Consider the following 19,090-nt stretch of genomic DNA (forward strand, 5'->3'; position numbering starts at 1 on the left):
CAATCATAAACAACTCCTAACTCAGCTAACTTATTGGGTAAAACAGACAAAACATTAGTCTTAGCTAGGACAGCCCCATAAAAATAGTACATTGCCACACATGCCTGAAGCACGGCTTTGTATGTGTTTCACGTGAAACATTTTGGTAGGATTCTCGCTCTTTGTTTCACGTGAAACTGGCTTGCAATTCTTTCTTGCTCCTAGTATGAAAAAAAGAACTTCTCACAAGGAGCAGTAGCTTGTCCAGAATCATCGCTGTTGCCAACCAGAAAGGCGGTGTGGGAAAAACCACGACTTCCATCAACCTTTCTGCCTCACTGGCAGTCATGGAAAACCGTGTCCTCTTGGTGGATTGTGATCCTCAGGCAAATTCAACCAGTTCTCTGGGATTCGATCAACAAAAGTTGAGCTGCAATCTCTATACGGCACTGTGTGGAACTTCCACCCTGGAAAACACGTTGCTGCCCACGGCGATGCCCTACCTTTCGCTTATTCCCTCTACGACGGATCTTGTGGGCATAGAAATAGAACTTGTGGACAAAATGGCACGAGAATTTTATCTCGCCGATTTGCTGAATAAAATCACCGATCAGTATGACTATGTTATCCTTGATTGCCCGCCATCGCTCGGGCTTATCACCATCAACACACTTTGTGCGGCACACGAGATTCTCATTCCTCTCCAGTGTGAATTTTTTGCACTGGAAGGTATCGTCAAGCTCCTGCATACCTATGAACAGGTGCGCAAGCGCCTGAACAGGGAATTGCGGATACTTGGCGTTCTCCTTACCATGTACGATTCCCGCAATAAACTTGCGCGGCAGGTTAAGGCTGAAGCCGAACGCTGTTTTCCGCAGCATATGTTTGAGACTATCATTCCCCGCAATGTGAGGCTTTCGGAAGCGCCAAGCCACGGCAAGTCCATTCTGCATTACGACATCAAATCCAAAGGTGCGGAGGCCTATCTTAATCTGGCCCGTGAGGTCGTCAAAAAGACGGCGCAGATTTGACAGATTTGGCTTTCACCTTACGAGGTAGTTATGAATATTCCTGAACGCGGCCTTGGCCGGGGACTTGGTTCCCTGCTCAGCTCGATGTCCGAGATGCCTTCCGGAGATAAAGCGAAACTCGCGCTTAGTCAGCTTGTTCCCGGCAAGCACCAGCCTCGAAAATATTTTGATGAAGCAACGCTTAATGATCTTGCCGCCTCCATCAAAAAGCAAGGAGTTGTTCAGCCCCTGCTCGTCCGTCTGCTTCCAGGATTGCCTCAGCGCTACGAGATAGTGGCCGGAGAACGCCGCTGGCGTGCTGCTCGTATGGCAGGACTGACTGAAGTTCCGGTCATTATTACAGAATATACCGATAGAGAAGCCATGACCGTGGCCCTCATCGAAAATCTTCAACGGGAAAATCTTAATCCCCTGGAGGAGGCCGAAGCCTTTCATTCTCTTAAGGAAACATTCGGACTCAGTCAGGAAGAATTGGCCGAACAACTGGGAAAAAGCCGCTCTGCCGTGGCCAATGCGCTGCGTCTGCTTCAGCTCCCGACGGCCATGAAAGAAGGGCTGCTTCGCCAGGAGATCACCGCAGGACACGCTCGCGCACTACTCGCCGTTACCGATGCGAAGCTTCGGGAACAACTCTATAACGCGATTTCTACGCATCATCTGTCCGTGCGTGAGGCAGAAGCCGCAGCAGACACCATAAAGCGTACCGGTCGACTCCCGGAACGTCTGCTCCCCGCACCTCCTTCCCCAGCACCCCGTTTACCCCGTCCTCAGTTTTTGAGAGAGCTGCAAAAAAGACTTCGCACCTCCAGTGGTACGAGGGCGACTATTTCCGGAGACGGCAGCAAGGGGAAAATACAGATTCCCTATACATCACAGGAAGAGCTGGAACGTATTCTCCGTATGATGGGTATCTCTCAATAAACCTCTTACAGAAGCATGTGTTGATATTGACTCGTGACTAGAGTGAAGGCTCGGAAAAGATTGCCTGGTCAGTCATGGCAAACAAGATGCTGGCAAAGTCCTTCAGAGCACTTCACCAACGCTTTTGGGAGGGAGCTTCGCCTAAGTTCGTCTCCACGATACACCGCCCTTCAGTCAGAGCTGATCAGGGCAGCGTGTGGCTGTATCCGATCCGTCAAGGGCGCGGCGTGAGCGCCGCAGATAGCGAGCAGGGCGTGCGCAATCTGGCTTTGCCTGTTCAAGCATGGCTGCGGCCAGCTCTCGGGGCGGGCGGTTGCGGAGTCAATCGGTGGGGTAAGGGGCTGTAGGTTGAAACATCATGCTTCACACCAGCGTTTCCAGCTTATCGAGCAGGGCTTCGCTGAGGCCTCCACCGGACATGGGGGATCCGAAGAGCGTTTGCCGCTGATCCACGAGAAGTTCGCGCGGGAGCATTCCCGGAGCGGAATCCGCCAGCGTATCGGACAGCCTGCGGGCCAGAAGCCAGCTTCGCGCCCCCTGAGAAAAGAGCTGAAACGCACGTTGAAAGTCGGAACGAAGAGTTTTCCACAGTCTGAGACGGCGGTCATCCGGTTCCAGGCCAAGGGTCATGGACAGCGCGAGATTCAGACTGTTGAACTGTACGCCGGGAACGCCGGAGCGCCAACCCCATAGCCAGGAACTGCGGGGAAAGAGCAGCCCCAGTCCGGCGGCTAGCCGTATGAGCATTTTCAGCTCATCGCGCGCCTCAAGCAGGACGGGGTCTTCCCAAAGCACAGGCGTTGCTTCGGGGTGAAGGGCGGGCAGTTCCGTCTGTTCACAGGGGCAGCCCCACGCCCGCAGGATGTGAAGAAACCAGCGGTCTGCGGGATTGGTGTTTTCGCCATCCTCGCCTGGGGTTTCAAGATGACTGTAGCTCAGAAGCCAGCTTCCCCGGCCGGTCTGTCCGGCAATGGCACAAGGGTGTCCGTCCAGAAGCGAGGGACGCAGCGTGACATCATACAACGTCTTCCATTCGGCGAGAATGTCAGCAGGCATGGCGGAAAAGGGCATGTCGGCTACATAGAGATCCGGCCCTGCGGCGCGGTAGCGGGCCAGAACCTGCACGTCATCATGATTCTCAGGCTCGTCGAATCGGCCGGGCCACCATACCGGCAGAAGCGCCTTCCCGCCGGCCATCGCCGCAGGTATGAGGGGATGTTCCGAGGCTATCTCGCAGAGCAGACTGCCGGAGACAAGATGCTGGAGGCGGTCGGCCATATCCGCGCGCTTCCAGCCGCAGAGTTCCAGCCCGCCCTTTAAGGCCAGTCCCGCGCCGCCGCAGAAGCCGAGGTAATGCCCGCCCTCGTGAACGAAACGGCGTACGGACGCCATTCCAGCCTGTCCCAGGGCCTGGGCTTTGCGTCGGGCCGGGCCGCCTGGAACGATAAGCAACTTGCAAGACAAGCCGTTCTGGGCTATGTCTAAACCCTTGAGGACACGGAAGGGAACGCCCGTCGATGTCACGGCGTGCAGCAAAAGATAGCCCCATACATGGGAGGCATCCCAGAGAATGTCGATCATGTTTCCCTCCGTTTCCTATGCATACGCACAAGCCGCAGGTTCGGCAAGTACGGGAGGCCTGAAGGCGGCGCTTTCAGGGCGTCCCTTTTTCCCAAGTTATCGTATCTGGAGATCGTGATGCTGTCCAAAGCTTATGAACCGCAGGAAGTGGAAGCGCACTGGCGGAAGCACTGGGAAGAGAACAGGACATTCACCCCTGACATGTCTGCTCCCGGCGACCCTTATTCCATCGTCATTCCGCCGCCTAACGTGACGGGCATACTCCATATCGGCCACGCGTTGAACCAGACCCTGCAGGATATTCTCTGCCGCCACGCCCGCCAGAAGGGGAAGAAGGTTCTGTGGATTCCCGGCACCGACCATGCGGGCATCTCCACGCAGAACGTGGTGGAACGCGCCCTGGCAAAAGAGGGTAAGACTCGTCACGATCTGGGCCGTGAAGCCTTCATCGAGCGCGTGTGGCAGTGGAAGAAGGAATACGGCGCGCGCATTCTTGAGCAGATCAAGGAACTGGGCGCTTCCGTGGACTGGACCCGTGAAGCCTTCACCATGAACGACGACCTGGCCCGTGCGGTGCGCAAGGTCTTTGTACAGCTCTACAAGGAAGGGTTGATCTACAAGGGGAAGTATATCGTGAACTGGTGTCCGCGCTGCCATACTGCGCTGGCCGATGATGAAGTGGATCACATTGACAGCAAGGGTACGCTCTGGCATGTGCGCTATGACTTCGCCGACGGCTCCGGCTCCGTGACCATCGCCACCACCCGTCCCGAAACCATCCTGGGCGACACCGCCGTGTGCGTCCATCCCGAAGATGAGCGCTATGCCGGACTGGTAGGAAAAAAGCTCATCGTTCCCATCGTGAACCGCGAAGTCCCGCTCATCGCCGACCGCTATGTTGACCGCGAATTCGGCACAGGCTGCCTGAAGGTCACGCCCTGCCATGACCCCAATGACTGGAACCTGGGCCACACTCACGGGCTGGAATTCATTCAGGTCATCGACGACAACGGCAACATGTGCCTCGATCCCGTGTGCGGCCGTTACGCCGGCATGAGCCGCGAGGAATGCCGCAAAGCCATCGTGGAAGACCTGCGCGAAAGCGGCCAGCTTGTGGCGGAAGAACCGCTGGCGCACAGTGTGGGCTGCTGCTACCGCTGCAAGACCGTCATTGAGCCGTATGTGTCCACTCAGTGGTTTGTAGCTACCAGCAAACTGGCCCCGGCCGCTCGCGCCGTCGTGCCGGATGAAATCAGAATTTATCCCGAAAGCTGGGTCAAGACCTATTACAACTGGCTGGACAATATCCGCGACTGGTGCATCAGCCGCCAGATCTGGTGGGGGCATCGCATTCCGGCGTGGACCTGCCCTGAATGCGGCGAACTTATTGTTTCCGAGGAAGACCCCGTGTCCTGCCCCAAATGCGGCTGCACGAATCTGGAACAGGATCCTGACGTTCTGGATACCTGGTTCTCTTCCGCGCTCTGGCCTTTCTCCACAATGGGCTGGCCGGAAAACACCGAAGAGCTCAAAACCTTCTATCCCACGAATGTTCTGGTCACGGCCTTCGATATCCTGTTCTTCTGGGTGGCCCGCATGATTATGATGGGCCAGCACTTCATGGGGGAGGTTCCCTTCCGTGAAGTGTACATCCATGCTCTGGTGCGCGACGCACAGGGCCGCAAAATGTCCAAGTCTCTGGGCAACGGCATCAATCCGCTGGACATGATCCACAAATACGGCGCCGACGCTCTGCGCTTCACACTGGCCGCCTTCGCCGCCATGGGCCGCGACATACGCATGTCCGAGGAGCGCATCGAAGGCTATCGCCATTTCGTGAACAAGATCTGGAACGCCTCCCGCTTCGCCCTGATGAATCTCCCCGAAGATCGCGAACCCGTCAGTGTTGATCTTGGCACGGTGAAGGGGCTGTACCACCGCTGGATCCTCAACCGCCTCGAAGAAGTCAAGGCGGAAGAGGACGCTGCGCTTGAGAGCTATCGCTTCAACGACGCCGCCCAGTGCGTGTACAAGTTCCTGTGGAACGAGTTCTGCGACTGGTATCTGGAACTCATCAAGGCTGACATGCGCGAAGAAGGCCGGGGCAGGGAAGAGGCCCAGTTTGTGCTCTATACGGTGCTGAAGGAAATTCTGCTGCTCCTGCATCCCATGATTCCCTTCGTCACTGCGGAAGTCTGGAGCGCTCTGCCGGGACACGCAGGTTCAGATATTGCCACCCAGCTCTACCCTCCCGTCCGTGAGGAATGCCGCAAGCCCGGTGATTCCGATGACATGGTCTTCCTTCAGGAGACTATCAGTGCCATACGCACCATCCGTGCCGAACTGGACATCAAGCCTTCCTGCCGACTTTCCGTGGTACTGCGTCCGGCCTCTGAAGAGCAGGCCGCCCTGCTGGAACGCGGACGCGGCTTCTTTGAGCTGGCCCGTCTGGAAAAGCTCACCATCGACGCCGCGGCCCACGCGCCCAAGGCTTCGGCCAGCAACGTCGTGCGTGGCTGCGAAGTCATTGTCCTGCTGGACGGCGCGGTGGATTTTCAGGCGGAACTGGCCCGACTGGACAAGGAAATCGGCAAGGTGGACAAGGATCTTGCGGCTCTCAGCGGCAAACTGTCCAACGCCGGCTTCCTGAATCATGCCCCTGCCGAGCTGGTGGAATCCGAAAAGGCACGGCAGGCCGATCTGCTGGACAAGAAGGCCAAGATGCTCACCCTTCAGGCCCGCTTCAAGGAAGCCCTGGCATAAGAGGATATACTCCTGAACAGCAAAGGCCGGTGCGTGTGCGCCGGTCTTTTTCATGGCTACAGCATATTCACGGGGTCGAGGTCGAGGGAGATGCGCAGATCCCGCGGGAGCGGGGAGATGTCACGCAGGGCGAGGGAATAGGTCTGGCGTATGCTCTGCCAGTCCTGCGCCTTGATGAGGCACTGGAAGCGCAGGCGTCCCTGAAGCCGGGCGAGAGGGGCGGGCGCGGGGCCGAGGACGGTGAGTCCCGCCGTGCGTCCGTGGCGGCGCAGGGCAGCGGCAAAGGCCTGAACACGGCTTTGATCATCTTTGCGGTCGAAGGGGAAGCTCAGGCGCGTGAGGGCGAGTTTGACGAAGGGAGGGTAGAGGCGCTTCTGTCTCAGTTCCAGCTCGTGCGCGTAGAAGCCCTCGTAGTCCGCATTCTTGACGAAGTTCCAGCAGTAATGGCCGATATCCCGTGTCTGGATGAGGACGCGGCCCGGCTTTTCTCCGCGTCCGGCCCTTCCCGAAGACTGCACCAGAAGCTGAAACGTCCGTTCCGCCGAACGGTAGTCGGGCAGATTAAGCCCCATGTCACCATCGGCAACGATGACCAGCGTAACCTGCGGGAAATGGTGTCCCTTGGAGAGCATCTGCGTTCCCACCAGTACTTGTGCTTCCTGATGTGCGAAGGCGGAAAGTATCTCTTCCATGCGTCCCGTGCGGCTTGTGCTGTCTCTGTCCAGCCGCAGAACCCGTCCCCCGGGAGGCAGGACACCGGCCAGTTCCTGACTGGCGAGGGTCTCTTCCAGTTTTTCCGTCCCGTCTCCCATAGGCAGGAAATGGACGCCGCCGCAGCGCAAGCAGGGCGAGGGAAAGGGGCGCGTGTAGCCGCAGTAGTGGCAGACCATCTGCTCGCGCCGCTTGTGGTAGGTGAGGGCTATATCGCAGTTCGGGCAGCGGGCCACCGTACCGCAGTCTAGGCAGTAGAGCAGCGGAGAATAGCCGCGTCGGTTGAGCATGATGACGGCCTGTTCTCCGCGCTCCACGGTTTCCCGCAGGACGGCGAGGGCGCGTTCGGAAAGAAGCTGTGCGGCGGGACTGTTCTTGATGTCCACGAATTCGATTTCCGGCAGTGAGCCGCCGCCTGCACGGTGGGGGAGCCTTGCCAACGGGAAGACTCCCTGCTGTGCGGTGTAGAAGGTCTTGATGTCCGGCGTGGCCGAACCCAGCACCAGCAGGGCGCGATGACGGCGTGCGCGCTCCCAGGCTACTTCCTTGGCCTGATAGGGGAAGTGGTCTTCCTGCTTGAACGAACTGTCGTGCTCTTCGTCGAGAACTATGGCTCCCAGATGCGGCAACGGCAGGAAGACCGCCGAGCGCGTCCCCACGATGAGGCAGGGCTCACGGCGGCGGGCCAAGCTGCGGAAGGTACGTTCCCGCAGAGGCTGGTTCTGATAGCCGTGATAAAAGAAGACTGGCAGGTTCGGGAAGCGCTGCTTGGCATCCCGCCGCAGTTTGAGGGCGATGGCCACTTCCGGTGCCAGAAGGAGGGTTGAGCGCCCGCGCAGGAAGCAGGCGTGGGCGAGTTCCAGATACACGGCGGTCTTGCCGCTGCCCGTCACGCCGAAGAGCAGCCGGGCGAAGGGGACGTGTTCCCCGTGTTCGAGCCTGTCCAGAGCATCGAGGAAACCGTCCAGCGCGGCCTGCTGTTCGGGCGAGAGACGGAACGGAGTTTCCGGCGGCGGAAGCAGTTCTTCGTCGGATTCGGCTTCGTCTGTTCCAGAGCTTTCAGGACACAGTTTCACGAGTTTGGCGCGCACGAGAGAGGAGAGCGTGGCGGCACTTCCGGGGAGAGCTTCGCGCAGGCGGCGGCGGGACACAGATCCGTGCTGGAGCAGCCAGTCCAGCAGTTCCCGCTGTTTTGCGGCATTGGGGCGTACAGGCCACGGCGGGTCGCAGCAGAGTTCGCAATGCTCGCGTTCGGCGGCGTCCTCGGCCAGCATCAGGACTTCGGCACGTCCGGCCAGAAAGTCCGCCGCCAGAGCCTCGCGTTCTTCCTCAGGCATTGAAGGGATGTCCCGCAGCGCGAAAAGCCGGGGTTTGCGCCCTTTGCCGTCCTGCTCGGAGAGATACTGGCGGACGCGGATATTTGCGGTCACGCGCAGCCCTTTGGGCAGGAGGTTGCCCAGAATTTGTCCGGGAGAGGCGTATTGCCGGGCCGCAAGCTGGAGCACGGTTTCCATGTAGTCCCGAGAGAGCAGGGGAGTGAGTTCCAGCGGCCAGGTCAGAGGCCGCAGAACGATGTCCTCAGCGGCTCCTGCCAGCGCTCGCGAGTCGTCATCGGGAAAGACGGCCGTGATGACTCCAGCGCGGATGGCTCCGTTTCCCAGAGGGACGGCAACGCGCAGCCCCGGCGTCCAGAGTGCGTCTCCGAAGCTGGAAGGCGCGCTGTAGGTCAGCGTGGCATACGGGGGAGAACAGAGGGCGACACGGCAGAGCATGGTTCTGTCATAACCGGGGGCGGGCGTCCGCGCAAGGGCGCTTTTTGCGGGCTATCCCTTGAAGACGAAAAAGGCCCCGGCCACGATAAGTCCGAAACCGACGGCGTGGTTCCAGCTCAGACTTTCGCCGAGATAGATCGTGGAGAAGAGACCGAAAACGGTCAGGGAGACAACTTCCTGAATGGTCTTGAGTTCGGCGGCGGAAAAGTAGCCGTAGCCGATGCGGTTGGCCGGAACCTGAAGGCAGTATTCGAAAAAGGCAATGCCCCAGCTGATGATAATGGCCCCGATGAAGGTCAGGGAATGGTGGCGGAGATGTCCGTACCAGGCATAGGTCATGAAGATGTTCGAGCCGATGAGCAGCAGCACAGTGACGAGTGGCACGGGGAGATGAAAGGGCATGAAGCCTCCTTCCCGGCGGGACGGGAGGGATGAGAAGAAAAAAGGGGAGCGGAACTCCCCTTTTACGACATTTCGCCGGCAGTGTTCAGAGGTTGAATTCCTTGTGCAGGACGTTGACCGCCAGTTCAAGGTCGGCATCGTCCACGAGGCAGGAGATCTTCACTTCCGAGGTGCTGATCATGATCAGGTTGACTCCGGCCTTGTACAGGGCGTTGAACACGCGCCCGGCGGCTCCGCTGTGGTTGCGCATACCGACGCCCACCACGGAGACCTTGGAGATGTTCTGCGCGCTTTCGATGTGGCTGCATTCCACATTGGCCTTGCCGAGAGTGTCCAGCGTACGCTTGAGATCCTTGCGGGACACGGTGAACGCCATGTCGGTCACACCGTCACGGCTGGCGGTCTGGATGATCATGTCCACCACGATGCCGGCTTCACCGAGCGGAGAGAAGATGCTGGCGGCGATGCCGGGGCGGTCGCGCACGTCACAGAGAGTAACTCTGGCCTGATCCTTGTCGAAAGCGATGCCCGAAACGAGCACGGACTCCATCATACTGTCCTCCTTGGTGAGCAGCGTTCCGGGATCGTTCGAAAACGTGGAACGAACACGAACAGGAACATTGTATTTTTCAGCAATCTCCACGGAGCGGATCTGAAGCACCTTGGCACCCATGGAAGCCATTTCCAGCATTTCATCGTAGCTTATGCGATCGACCTTGTGCGCGTCCTTGCACAGGCGGGGATCCGTAGTGTAGACGCCGTCAACATCGGTGTAGATGTCGCAGAGTGTGCCTTCGCCCAGCGCCGCGGCCAGGGCAACGGCTGAAGTATCGGAACCGCCGCGGCCCAGCGTGGTGAGGCGCATGTCGCGGGTACGGCCCTGGAATCCGGCCACCACCAGTACGTCATAGGTTTCGAGAGCCTTGCGCAGAGATGCGGCGTCGATCTCGTCGATGCGGGCGTTGCCAAAGGCATCGTCGCTGATGAGCGGGATCTGGAAGCCGAGGAAGGAACGGGCCTTGATGCCCGCGTCCTTGAGGAGCATGGCGAACAGCGCCACAGATTCCTGTTCGCCGGTGGTGAGCAGAACATCCAGTTCTGCAAGGTCGGGTTCGTCCGACCACTGATAGGCCCGTTCCAGCAGACTGTTGGTCTGTCCATAGCGGGCGGAGAGGACCACGACTACCTTGTAGCCTTCTTCGTGGGCGGCGAGCACCTTGGCGCGCACCTTTTTCATGCACTCCAGGTCGGCAACGGAGGATCCTCCAAATTTTTGCACAAGAATACGCATACTTCTCATCCTTAACTCAGGGGAGAGTTCAGGTCTTGTCAGACGGAAAACGGTTTTCGAGCCGGGGCATGAGTTCGCGCAGAAGCTGCCGCGCACATTCCCCAGTGGCGTCAATGACAGCCAGCCGCCTACTTTTCCATGATTTTTCAGAATTGTCCAGATGTTCAGGGTTGCTATCTTCGCACGGGATCAGGTGCAGGTCGAGGCGTTCTCTGGCGTAGAGCGTTTCGGGCAGGCGTTCCGGCCATTCCAGAAGCAGAAGCGGATCGCCATCTTCCATGAGTTCGTCCATCTCTTCCATGAGGGATGTGCCTTCGGGCAGGCGGTAGAGGTCGGCGTGGAGCACGGCAGGACAGGTGGGATACACGTTGCACAGGGTGAAGCTTGGACTGGCCACTTCCGCAGATTCACTCCCCGGGAGGGCGCGCACAAAGCCGCGGGTGAGCGTGGTTTTTCCGCCGCCCAGTCCGGCGAAGAGGTACAGGCTGCGCACCGGAGAATCCTTCATGGCTTCGGCGAGCATGGCGCCAAGCGTCATGGTGTCTTCGGCACTTTCCAGAATCAGAGCCATGTGCCTTCTCCTTTCGAGCGTTCCATGTCTGCTAGTCCGGCAGAACCGAGGACGCAGGGCAGAGCGTCGGCGATATGTTGAGGCGTATTGCCGCGTTCGGGGAAGGCGTTCGCAAGGTGCATACCCGCAAAGGCGTGGCCCCACACGGCGAGGACGGTGGCCAGCGGCGCAGGCAGACCACGGGCCAGAAGCGCACCAATAAGTCCTGCGAGAACGTCACCGGAGCCGGCCACGGCAAGCTGCGGCACGTCCCAGGGGCTGATGACGGAAGGGCCTCCGGGGACGGCGATGAGCGTGCCCTTGCCCTTGAGTACCCAGACCGCCGGAGCCAGCGCGGAAAGGCGGCGCAGAGCGGCGAAGCGGTCAGCCTGGACATCCCCGGCGCTTATGCCGAGAAGCGCTGCGGCTTCGCCCGGATGGGGCGTGAGTACATCGCAGGGGCGCAGAGCCGCAAAGAGTTCCGGGCGGCGCGAGAGCGCGTACAGGGCATCGGCATCAATGACCGTGGGCGGGCGTTTTTCTGAAGCCGCGGGATCCAGTATTGCGGCGGCAAGTTCCTGCGTTTCCCCATCACGCCCCAGTCCCGGCCCGAAGACCACGGCTCGTGCGCCGCGCATGGCGTCACGCAGGGTTTCGGCGTGCCTTGCCTCCCAGCTTGGAGCCGGGCCGTTTTCCCCGGGCAGAGGATACGCGATGGCGGCGGGTTGAAGCACACGCAGCGCGCTGAGAACCGGTTCGGGAGCGGCCACTCCCACCAGTCCCGCTCCGGCGCGCAGTGCAGCCTGCGCCGCAAGGCAGGGCGCGCCCGTGTAGGCGGCACTGCCTCCTATAATGAGTACCCTTCCAGCCTCGCCCTTGTGCGCAGGGCCGGGATGGCGGCACACGGGAGGGGCGCTTTCGGGCGCAGGCGCACCGTGCCGGATGGTACAGGAGCCGTCGGGCCTGCGCTGAGCGGGCGCAATCCATGTGAGAAACGAGGGCGGAGCGGTGTGCTGTACGGCTGTGGGAATACCGATGGGGACGACTTCGAGAATGCCGGTGAAGGCTTCGGCCTCCGGGAGAAGCAGGCCCGGCTTGGCCGCCTGAAAGGTCACGGTGACATGGGCGCGCACGGCGTCAGGGCAGGGACGGCCCTGAAGAGCGTCCAGGCCGGAGGGAACATCAATGGCGAGCAGAAGGCGCGGAGAGAGCCGGTTGAGCCTTTCCACCAGACGGCGTTCCCGTTCTCTCAGAAGGCCGTGGAAGCCCGTGCCGAGCAGTCCGTCAACGATGATGTCCGGCTGGGAAGGGACGCGGCTGTCCCCGGCTTCCCAGGCATCGGAAGAAATTGCGGGCACTCCCAGGCGCAGGGCTGTGTTCAGCCAGAGGGCCGCGGCCCCGGTGTAGGCCTCGGGCGCCCGGGTACAGACCAGCACGGGGCGTGCCCCGGCGTCCAGAAGGTGGCGGGCCATGCAGAAGGCGTCGCCGCCGTTGTTTCCTCCTCCGGCCAGAAGCAGAACATCCAGCCCGGCAACGGAACCGGCGTGAAGGTACAAGACGCTCATGGCGGCACGGGCTGCGTTTTCCATGAGCGCTTCTTCAGGGATACCCAGCTGAATGGACGCGGCGTCCCATGCGGACATTTCTTCCGGTGCGGGTACAGGGATGAACATGTCTTGCTCCTTGTCAGGATTCCAGAATGACCACGGCTCCGGCGTGATCCCTTTCGTGAGAGATGGAGACGTGCCAGCGCACTGCGCCGAGTTTTCGGGCAGCGTCCAGCGCCGCGCCGTGGAAATTGAGTTCCGGGCGGCCTGAAGGCAGGGACAGAATTTCCACGTCCTGAAAGAATACGCCCTGTGAAAAGCCCGTGCCAAGAGCCTTTACCGCGGCTTCCTTGGCGGCGAAACGTCCCGCTGTGTAGGTCACTGCGGCTTCCAGCGAGGGCAGGGCGGCCAGTTCTTCCGGCGTGAGGATGCGGTGCAGAAAACGCTCTCCGAAGCGTTCCAGCGCGGAACGGACGCGGGCGAGGGAAGTGAGGTCAAAGCCGATGCCGACGATCATGGAGACTCCGTCAGTGCAAGAGGTTCCAGAGCATTTCGCAGGCCGTCACATAGAGAAAGACGGCGAAAAATTTGCGCAGGGCGGGCACGGACACCGTATGCGCCACGCGCACGCCGAGGGGAGCGAAAAAGACACTGGAACAGGCAATGCCCACTGTGGCGGGCAGGTGGATATAACCCAGCGCGTCTCCGGGCAGTCCGGGTTCTCCCCAGCCCACGGCGATGAAGCCGAGCGTTCCGGCCACGGCGATGGGCCAGCTCAGCGCTGCGGACGTCCCCACGGCCTGCCGCATGTCCACACCGCACCAGCGCAGAAAGGGAACAGACATACTCCCGCCGCCCAACCCGACAAGACTGGACACGCCCCCGATGGTGAAGCCCGCTCCGGCCAGCGCGCAGCGCCCCGGCATAGAGCTGCGGGGGCGGGGATAGAGGTCAAAGAGCATCTGCGTGGCAATGCAGAGCAGAAAGACCACGAAGAAGCCGCGCAGTCCGCCGGTAGACAGGCGCGAGGCCAGCCATGCGGCGCAGACCGAGCCGAGGACTATGGCCGGAGCCAGCCCCTTCACATAGTCCCAGCGGACACTGCCGCGGCGGGCGTGAGAACGGGTACTTGAAACGGCGGTGAACAGTATGCTGGAAAGCGACGTTCCGATGGCGAGGTGCATGATCATGCCGGGCGCAATGTCGCCATGCAGCCGGAAGATCATGTTGAGCAGGGGCACAACGACCAGCCCTCCGCCGATGCCGATAAGCCCTGACAGAAAGCCCGCCGTGGCGCCGCAAAGAAGATACAGGAAAAGGAGCGTGAGCATGGTGGCGGCCGGAACAGGCGTGTGTGGGGCGGCGGAAGCCGCCCCGTGCGTCATGCGAGGATATGGGGGCCGACGCTGTCTATGCCGGCGCAGCCCGTGAGGGCCAGAGCCGAGGTCAGACCGTTGCGGAGTTCCTCAATGTAGGAGACCACGCCTTCACGTCCGCCGCCAATGGCGGCAACGGAGAAGGGCCGCCCGATGAGTACGGCCTGGGCGCCCAGAGCAAGCATCTTGAGCACGTCCGTGCCGGAGCGGACGCCGCCGTCCACGAGGACGGGGATACGGCCGTTCACGGCAGCGGCGATGCCAGGCAGCACGTCCGCCGTGCCGGGGGTTCCGTCCAGAACGCGGCCGCCATGGTTGGATACCACCAGCGCGTCCACACCGGCGTCCACGGCGATGCGGGCGTCTTCCACCGTCATGACGCCTTTAATCATGAACTTCGTGCCGTGCTTGTGGACAAAGCCTGCAATATCGGCAAGTTCCGCGCCGCTTTTTGGGGAGATGGGATGCCCCTGAAGACGGAGTGTAATGAGTCCGGCTGCGTCCACGTCCATGCCCAGCACGGGGCAGCCCGTGGCGAGGGCGGCTTCCAGACGCGCCCAGAGAAAATCGCCTTCCCAGGGCTTGACGAAGGGAATGCCCTGACCATCGCTGGCGCGGATGGCGGCTGAGGCGCTTTCCAGAATGAGAGAGGAAACGCCGTCCCCGCCGCAGCCCACGATACCGGCCTGATGGCAGCCGCAGATGACGGCGTCGGCGTAGGCGGCTTCGTCCACGGGGTTCTGGGGCGGTGTTCCCATGTTGAAGGAGACGCCGCCGATGGGCGCGGCCAGCACGGGCAGGGCGAGCCTGAGTCCCAGCACTTCGGTTTCAGTGCTGGGCTGAGCGGCGTCATGCAGGCAGCGCATGGCGAGTTTTACCCGATCCAGAGCTTCGATATTGGCCCGGAAGGAAGAGCCGGTTCCGAGACCGCCCATGCCGGGGACGCGGCCGGAGCAGGTGCGTCCGTCGCAGCGGGGGCAGACGCTGCAATGGCCCTGCATACGTTCGCGGGCTACGGTTCTGAAGGTCTTTTCCATGAACGTGTTCTCCTGTGCGCGTGAGAGGCGAAGTCCGTCTTGTCAGGCGCGGTTGAGTTCGATTTCGGCGGACGCCTTTTCCACGGAGGCCTTGTAGCTTTCGCGTTCGGCCCTGATGAGTTCTGCCACCGCGGGATCGTGCAGAGCGAGGATCTGGGCGGCGAGCCACGCGGCGTTCTTGGCGCCGTCAATGGCTACCGTGGCCACGGGAAAGCCCGTGGGCATCTGGACGGTGGCGTAGAGAGCGTCCACGCCGTTCAGGGCGGAGCCGCCCATGGGAATGCCGATGACCGGCTTGATGGTGCGGGCGGCCACGGCTCCGGCCAGGTGCGCAGCCATGCCCGCGGCGCAGATGTAGACCTGGCAGCCGTCCTCTTCCAGCTCCCGCATGAGCTGTTCCGTGCGTTCTGGGGTACGGTGGGCGGAGGTCACGGTGTAGCGGTAGGAGATACCGAGTTTTTTCAGCACGTCGGCGCAGCCGTTGACCACGGGGGCGTCCGAGGCCGAGCCGATGAAGAGAGCAACCTGAGTCATGTCTGTCCTGCCTGATCTTGGAGGTGGAAGGAGGCCGGGCCTCCCGTGAAAAGGTGTCTTATGCCAGGCCGAGGCGCTTCAGGCCCTTGAGACCGATGTCGCGGCGGATCTGGCTGTTTTCCATGGAGAGCCGTGACATGCCGGCGTAGGCGCGGGCCTGGGCTTCCCGCAGGTCGTCTCCGAGGGCGGTGACGCAGAGCACGCGCCCGCCGTTCGCAAGGATGCGGCCCGCTTCGGCCTTTGTGCCTGCCTGAAAGACCTGCACTCCGTCCAGGGCTTCGGCGTCCGCAATGCCGGAGATGGGCATACCCTTGGGGTAGGAGCCGGGGTAGCCCCTGGCGGTGAGCACCACGCCCAGGGCAGAGCGCGTTTCGATGTTCAGGGAGATGTCGTCAAGACGGCCCTCGATGCAGGCCAGCATGATGTCCGCAAGGTCGTTCTTCAGGCGCATGAGCAGGGGCTGACATTCGGGGTCGCCGAAGCGCACGTTGTATTCCAGCACCTTGGGTCCGTCTTCGGTCATCATGAGACCAGCGTACAGTATGCCCTTGAAGGGCGTGCCTCGCCGTGCCATTTCTGCAAGAATGGGGCGCGTCACGACGTCGGCCAGGGCCTCAAGCCTGGAGTCGGGCACGACGGGTGCGGGGCTGTAGGCACCCATGCCGCCGGTATTCGGGCCTTTGTCGCCATCGAACACGGCCTTGTGATCCTGAGCCGAGGGCAGAGGCAGGGCGGTCTTGCCGTCGCAGAAGCTGAGCAGCGAGACTTCCTCGCCGCGCAGAAATTCTTCGATGACCACGGTCGTTCCGGCCTTGCCGAAGGCGTTGCCTTCAAACATGAGATCCAGAGCCTGACGCACTTCGGCATCGGTCATGGCCACAATGACGCCCTTGCCCGCGGCGAGGCCATCGGCCTTGACCACCAGCGGCGCGCCGTGTTCGGAAGCAAAGGCTTCGGCTGAGGCTCTGTCCGTGAACACGCCCGCGGCCGCCGTGGGCACACCCGCCGCGCGCATGACTTCCTTGGCAAAGGCCTTGCTGCCCTCCAGGCGGGCGCAGGCCGCGGAAGGCCCGAAGCAGGGTATGCCCGCTTCGGTCATGGCGTCCACAACGCCCAGCGTCAGGGGCAGTTCAGGGCCGGGAACAACGAGGTCAATGCGCTTTTCTCTGGCAAAGGCCAGCAGTCCGGGGATGTCGTCGTCCCGGATGGGGACGTTGACGGCGATGGCCGCCGTGCCGCCGTTGCCCGGGGCCACATAGAGTTCCTCCACGTCCGGACGCTGCTTCAGCTTCCAGGCCAGTGCGTGTTCGCGTCCGCCCGATCCGATGATAAGTATACGCATGATCGCTCCTAAGGTTTTGCCGGAGTCCGGCGGCCTTGACTACTTCATGAACAGCATTTCCTGATAGCTCGGCAGCGGCCAGAGGTCGTCGGCCACCAGCGTTTCCAGCTTGTCGGCCTGAGCGCGCAGAGCGTCCATGTCCGGCAGAATCACCTCAAGGCAGGTTTTCGCTGTCTTGAGCAGTGCGCTTTCTTCCGGCATCCATTCAACCTCTGCCATGTGCTCTTCCAGTGTGCGCAGACCGGCTTCAAACGATGCGATGACGGCAGCCAGTTCCTCCAGCGCGGTGCTGTCCGCGGGGACGGCGAGAGCACGGCAGGAGGCGATGGACGAGGCCAGCTCCTGACGGTAGCGCACGGCGGCGGGATAGATCTGGGTGCGGGCCATGTGCGCGGCGAGACTGGCTTCCGTGTGTATGGTCTTGATGTACTGTTCGAGCTGTATGTCCTCGCGGGCCTTGAGTTCCTGACGGGAGAAGATCTGATACTTCTCGCAGAGTTCCACCACTTCGGGAGAGGAGAACACGGGCACGGCGTCGGGCGTGGCGGGATAGTTCGGCAGGTGACGGCGTTCGGCCTCCCTCTGCCAGATTTCAGAATAGCCGTTGCCGTTGAAGATCACCGCGCTGTCTTCTTCCATGACGTGTTCGATGAACTTCTGCACGGCGGCTCCGAGCCTTGCCTGGTCGCCCTGCATATGTTCTTCAAGGAAGGTGGCCGCGTAGTCCAGAGATTCGGCCAGCATGGTATTCATCACAACCAGCGAGTCGGCCGCGGACATGGAGGAGCCGAGGGCGCGGAATTCGAAGCGGTTGCCCACGAAGGCGAAGGGGCTGGTGCGGTTGCGGTCGCCGGGGTCAGCGGGCAGGGGCGGAAGCGTGTCCACGCCCACGTTCATCATGCGCTTGCCCGTGGAGCCTGTGACGTGCCCCACGCGGAACTGTTCGAGAATGTCGGTGAGCTGGTCGCCGAGGAACAGGGACATGATGGCCGGCGGCGCTTCGTTCGCACCCAGACGGCGGTCGTTGGATGCGGAGCTGACCACGGCGCGCAGGAAGCCGGCGTGCCGGTGCAGCGCGCGGATGACAGCGCAGAGGAAGACCAGGAACTGGGCGTTTTCGTGGGGGTTGTCGCCCGGGGCGAAGAGGTTGCCCACTTCGGGGCTGCCGATGGAGTAGTTGAGGTGCTTGCCCGAACCGTTGATGCAGTCGAAAGGCTTTTCGTGCAGCAGGCAGGACATGCCGTGACGCCGGGCGGTCTTGCGCAGCACCGTCATGACGAGCTGGTTGTGGTCGCAGGACAGGTTGCCGGTTTCGTAGGTGGGGGCGATTTCGTACTGGCTGGGGGCCACTTCGTTGTGGCGGGTCTTCACGGGCACGCCGAGGCGGTAGAGTTGGCGTTCCACATCGGCCATGAATGCCAGTACGCGGCTGGGGATGACACCGTAATACTGGTCTTCAAACTCCTGTCCCTTGGGCGGATGCGCCCCGAAGAGCGCACGTCCGGCGATGAGCAGGTCGGGGCGGGCCGAAACGAAGGTGCCGTCGATGAGGAAGTATTCCTGCTCCAGTCCGCCGCTGGACAGAATGGGCATGGTGGGTTCCACCCCGAACAGGCGCAGTACGCGGGAAGCCTGCTGACTGAGCGCCTGCGTGGAGCGTAGGATGGGGGTCTTCTTGTCGAGGGCTATGCCCGTCCAGGACAGAAACACCGTGGGAATGCACAGCACCATGCCCGAAGGAATTTCCATGAGGTAGGCGGGGCTGGTCACGTCCCAGGCCGTATAGCCGCGGGCTTCAAAGGTGGAACGCAATCCGCCGGATGGGAAGCTGGAACCGTCGGCCTCGCCCTGCACCAGTGCGCTGCCGCTGAATTCCGCCAGTGCGCCGCCTTTGCCGTCGGGTTCGAGGAAGCTGTCGTGCTTTTCCGCGGTGAGTCCGGTCAGGGGATAGAAGACGTGGGTATAGTGGTCGGCCCCGCGTTCTATGGCCCAGGCCTTCATGGCGTTGGCCACGGCGTCGGCCACGGCGGGGTCGAGCCTCATGCCCAGATCGATGGTCTTGCGCAGGGATTTGTAGACGGCCTTGGGCAGGTAGCGGCGCATGGCCTTGTCATCGAAGACGTTGCAGCCGAAATACGTTGTGGGATCGGTGGGAGAGCCGTCGTCCGGGCGTCCTGCGGAAAGTTCGGCGTTGCGCCGGTGGGTAGCCACGGAAAGGACGGCGTGGCTGCGTGCGTTGGCAGAGGGCATGGA

Annotated in this window: 15 protein-coding genes; 3 read left to right on the forward strand and 12 right to left on the reverse strand. The window is 61.6% G+C overall.

Features of this window, described 5'->3' with window-relative positions:
* Positions 1–239 precede the first annotated feature (239 nt).
* Both Q0Z94_RS01125 and Q0Z94_RS01130 read left to right on the forward strand, forming a co-directional pair.
* A complete protein-coding gene (locus tag Q0Z94_RS01125; RefSeq protein WP_298066330.1) occupies positions 240–1,010 on the forward strand; it encodes an AAA family ATPase in 771 nt (256 codons plus the stop codon).
* A 30-nt stretch (positions 1,011–1,040) separates the two neighbouring features.
* Positions 1,041–1,931, forward strand: coding sequence for a ParB/RepB/Spo0J family partition protein (locus tag Q0Z94_RS01130; RefSeq protein WP_298066333.1), 891 nt, complete (start codon positions 1,041–1,043; stop codon positions 1,929–1,931).
* Between the two features lie 363 nt (positions 1,932–2,294).
* Here Q0Z94_RS01130 and Q0Z94_RS01135 read toward each other — a convergent pair whose 3' ends face one another.
* A complete protein-coding gene (locus Q0Z94_RS01135; RefSeq protein ID WP_298066339.1) occupies positions 2,295–3,512 on the reverse strand; it encodes a BPL-N domain-containing protein in 1,218 nt (405 codons plus the stop codon).
* Positions 3,513–3,629: 117 nt separating this feature from the next.
* Between Q0Z94_RS01135 and Q0Z94_RS01140 the strand changes: the two genes are divergently transcribed.
* A complete protein-coding gene (locus tag Q0Z94_RS01140; RefSeq protein ID WP_298066354.1) occupies positions 3,630–6,275 on the forward strand; it encodes a valine--tRNA ligase in 2,646 nt (881 codons plus the stop codon).
* A 56-nt stretch (positions 6,276–6,331) separates the two neighbouring features.
* On the opposite strand, the gene priA is transcribed toward Q0Z94_RS01140, so the two are convergent.
* The 11 genes from priA to Q0Z94_RS01195 form a co-directional block, all read right to left on the reverse strand.
* On the reverse strand, positions 6,332–8,758 hold the full coding sequence (priA, locus tag Q0Z94_RS01145; protein ID WP_298066360.1) for a primosomal protein N': 2,427 nt from the start codon (positions 8,756–8,758) through the stop codon (positions 6,332–6,334).
* A gap of 51 nt (positions 8,759–8,809) precedes the next feature.
* Complete coding sequence (locus Q0Z94_RS01150) at positions 8,810–9,160, reverse strand: DMT family protein (protein WP_298066364.1); 351 nt, start codon at positions 9,158–9,160, stop codon at positions 8,810–8,812.
* Between the two features lie 85 nt (positions 9,161–9,245).
* Complete coding sequence (locus tag Q0Z94_RS01155; RefSeq protein WP_298066371.1) at positions 9,246–10,451, reverse strand: aspartate kinase; 1,206 nt, start codon at positions 10,449–10,451, stop codon at positions 9,246–9,248.
* A 28-nt stretch (positions 10,452–10,479) separates the two neighbouring features.
* Entirely contained in the window at positions 10,480–11,022 is a 543-nt protein-coding gene (locus tag Q0Z94_RS01160; protein WP_298066376.1) for a tRNA (adenosine(37)-N6)-threonylcarbamoyltransferase complex ATPase subunit type 1 TsaE, read from the reverse strand.
* On the reverse strand, positions 11,013–12,674 hold the full coding sequence (locus tag Q0Z94_RS01165; RefSeq protein ID WP_298066385.1) for an NAD(P)H-hydrate dehydratase: 1,662 nt from the start codon (positions 12,672–12,674) through the stop codon (positions 11,013–11,015). The genes Q0Z94_RS01160 and Q0Z94_RS01165 overlap by 10 nt, the downstream gene beginning before the upstream one ends.
* A 13-nt stretch (positions 12,675–12,687) precedes the next feature.
* Positions 12,688–13,065: a holo-[acyl-carrier-protein] synthase gene (locus Q0Z94_RS01170; protein WP_298066394.1), complete on the reverse strand. Its 378-nt coding sequence runs from the start codon at positions 13,063–13,065 to the stop codon at positions 12,688–12,690.
* A 10-nt stretch (positions 13,066–13,075) separates the two neighbouring features.
* Positions 13,076–13,879 carry a sulfite exporter TauE/SafE family protein gene (locus Q0Z94_RS01175; protein WP_298066400.1) on the reverse strand — a complete coding sequence of 268 codons (804 nt, stop codon included), beginning with the start codon at positions 13,877–13,879 and terminating at the stop codon, positions 13,076–13,078.
* A 50-nt stretch (positions 13,880–13,929) separates the two neighbouring features.
* A complete protein-coding gene (locus Q0Z94_RS01180) occupies positions 13,930–14,961 on the reverse strand; it encodes an alpha-hydroxy-acid oxidizing protein (RefSeq protein ID WP_298066406.1) in 1,032 nt (343 codons plus the stop codon).
* A gap of 42 nt (positions 14,962–15,003) precedes the next feature.
* A complete protein-coding gene (purE, locus tag Q0Z94_RS01185) occupies positions 15,004–15,495 on the reverse strand; it encodes a 5-(carboxyamino)imidazole ribonucleotide mutase (RefSeq protein WP_298066431.1) in 492 nt (163 codons plus the stop codon).
* 58 nt (positions 15,496–15,553) lie between these two features.
* A complete protein-coding gene (purD, locus tag Q0Z94_RS01190) occupies positions 15,554–16,837 on the reverse strand; it encodes a phosphoribosylamine--glycine ligase (RefSeq protein ID WP_298066436.1) in 1,284 nt (427 codons plus the stop codon).
* A gap of 39 nt (positions 16,838–16,876) precedes the next feature.
* Positions 16,877–19,087 (reverse strand): glutamine synthetase III, encoded by a 2,211-nt coding sequence (locus tag Q0Z94_RS01195; RefSeq protein WP_298066442.1) that lies wholly within the window; start codon positions 19,085–19,087, stop codon positions 16,877–16,879.
* Between the last annotated feature and the right edge of the window lie 3 nt (positions 19,088–19,090).

The organism is uncultured Mailhella sp. (assembly GCF_947631555.1).
Classification (GTDB): Bacteria; Desulfobacterota; Desulfovibrionia; order Desulfovibrionales; family Desulfovibrionaceae; genus Mailhella.

Bases quoted from the DNA above. Each gene is read 5' to 3' on its own strand.
- Q0Z94_RS01130 (WP_298066333.1), top strand. From the start codon at position 1,041: ATGAATATTCCTGAACGCGGCCTTGGCCGGGGACTTGGTTCCCTGCTC.
- Q0Z94_RS01135 (WP_298066339.1), bottom strand. From the start codon at position 3,512: ATGATCGACATTCTCTGGGATGCCTCCCATGTATGGGGCTATCTTTTG.
- Q0Z94_RS01140 (WP_298066354.1), top strand. From the start codon at position 3,630: ATGCTGTCCAAAGCTTATGAACCGCAGGAAGTGGAAGCGCACTGGCGG.
- priA (WP_298066360.1), bottom strand. From the start codon at position 8,758: ATGCTCTGCCGTGTCGCCCTCTGTTCTCCCCCGTATGCCACGCTGACC.
- Q0Z94_RS01150 (WP_298066364.1), bottom strand. From the start codon at position 9,160: ATGCCCTTTCATCTCCCCGTGCCACTCGTCACTGTGCTGCTGCTCATC.
- Q0Z94_RS01155 (WP_298066371.1), bottom strand. From the start codon at position 10,451: ATGCGTATTCTTGTGCAAAAATTTGGAGGATCCTCCGTTGCCGACCTG.
- Q0Z94_RS01160 (WP_298066376.1), bottom strand. From the start codon at position 11,022: ATGGCTCTGATTCTGGAAAGTGCCGAAGACACCATGACGCTTGGCGCC.
- Q0Z94_RS01165 (WP_298066385.1), bottom strand. From the start codon at position 12,674: ATGTTCATCCCTGTACCCGCACCGGAAGAAATGTCCGCATGGGACGCC.
- Q0Z94_RS01170 (WP_298066394.1), bottom strand. From the start codon at position 13,065: ATGATCGTCGGCATCGGCTTTGACCTCACTTCCCTCGCCCGCGTCCGT.
- Q0Z94_RS01175 (WP_298066400.1), bottom strand. From the start codon at position 13,879: ATGCTCACGCTCCTTTTCCTGTATCTTCTTTGCGGCGCCACGGCGGGC.
- Q0Z94_RS01180 (WP_298066406.1), bottom strand. From the start codon at position 14,961: ATGGAAAAGACCTTCAGAACCGTAGCCCGCGAACGTATGCAGGGCCAT.
- purE (WP_298066431.1), bottom strand. From the start codon at position 15,495: ATGACTCAGGTTGCTCTCTTCATCGGCTCGGCCTCGGACGCCCCCGTG.
- purD (WP_298066436.1), bottom strand. From the start codon at position 16,837: ATGCGTATACTTATCATCGGATCGGGCGGACGCGAACACGCACTGGCC.
- Q0Z94_RS01195 (WP_298066442.1), bottom strand. From the start codon at position 19,087: ATGCCCTCTGCCAACGCACGCAGCCACGCCGTCCTTTCCGTGGCTACC.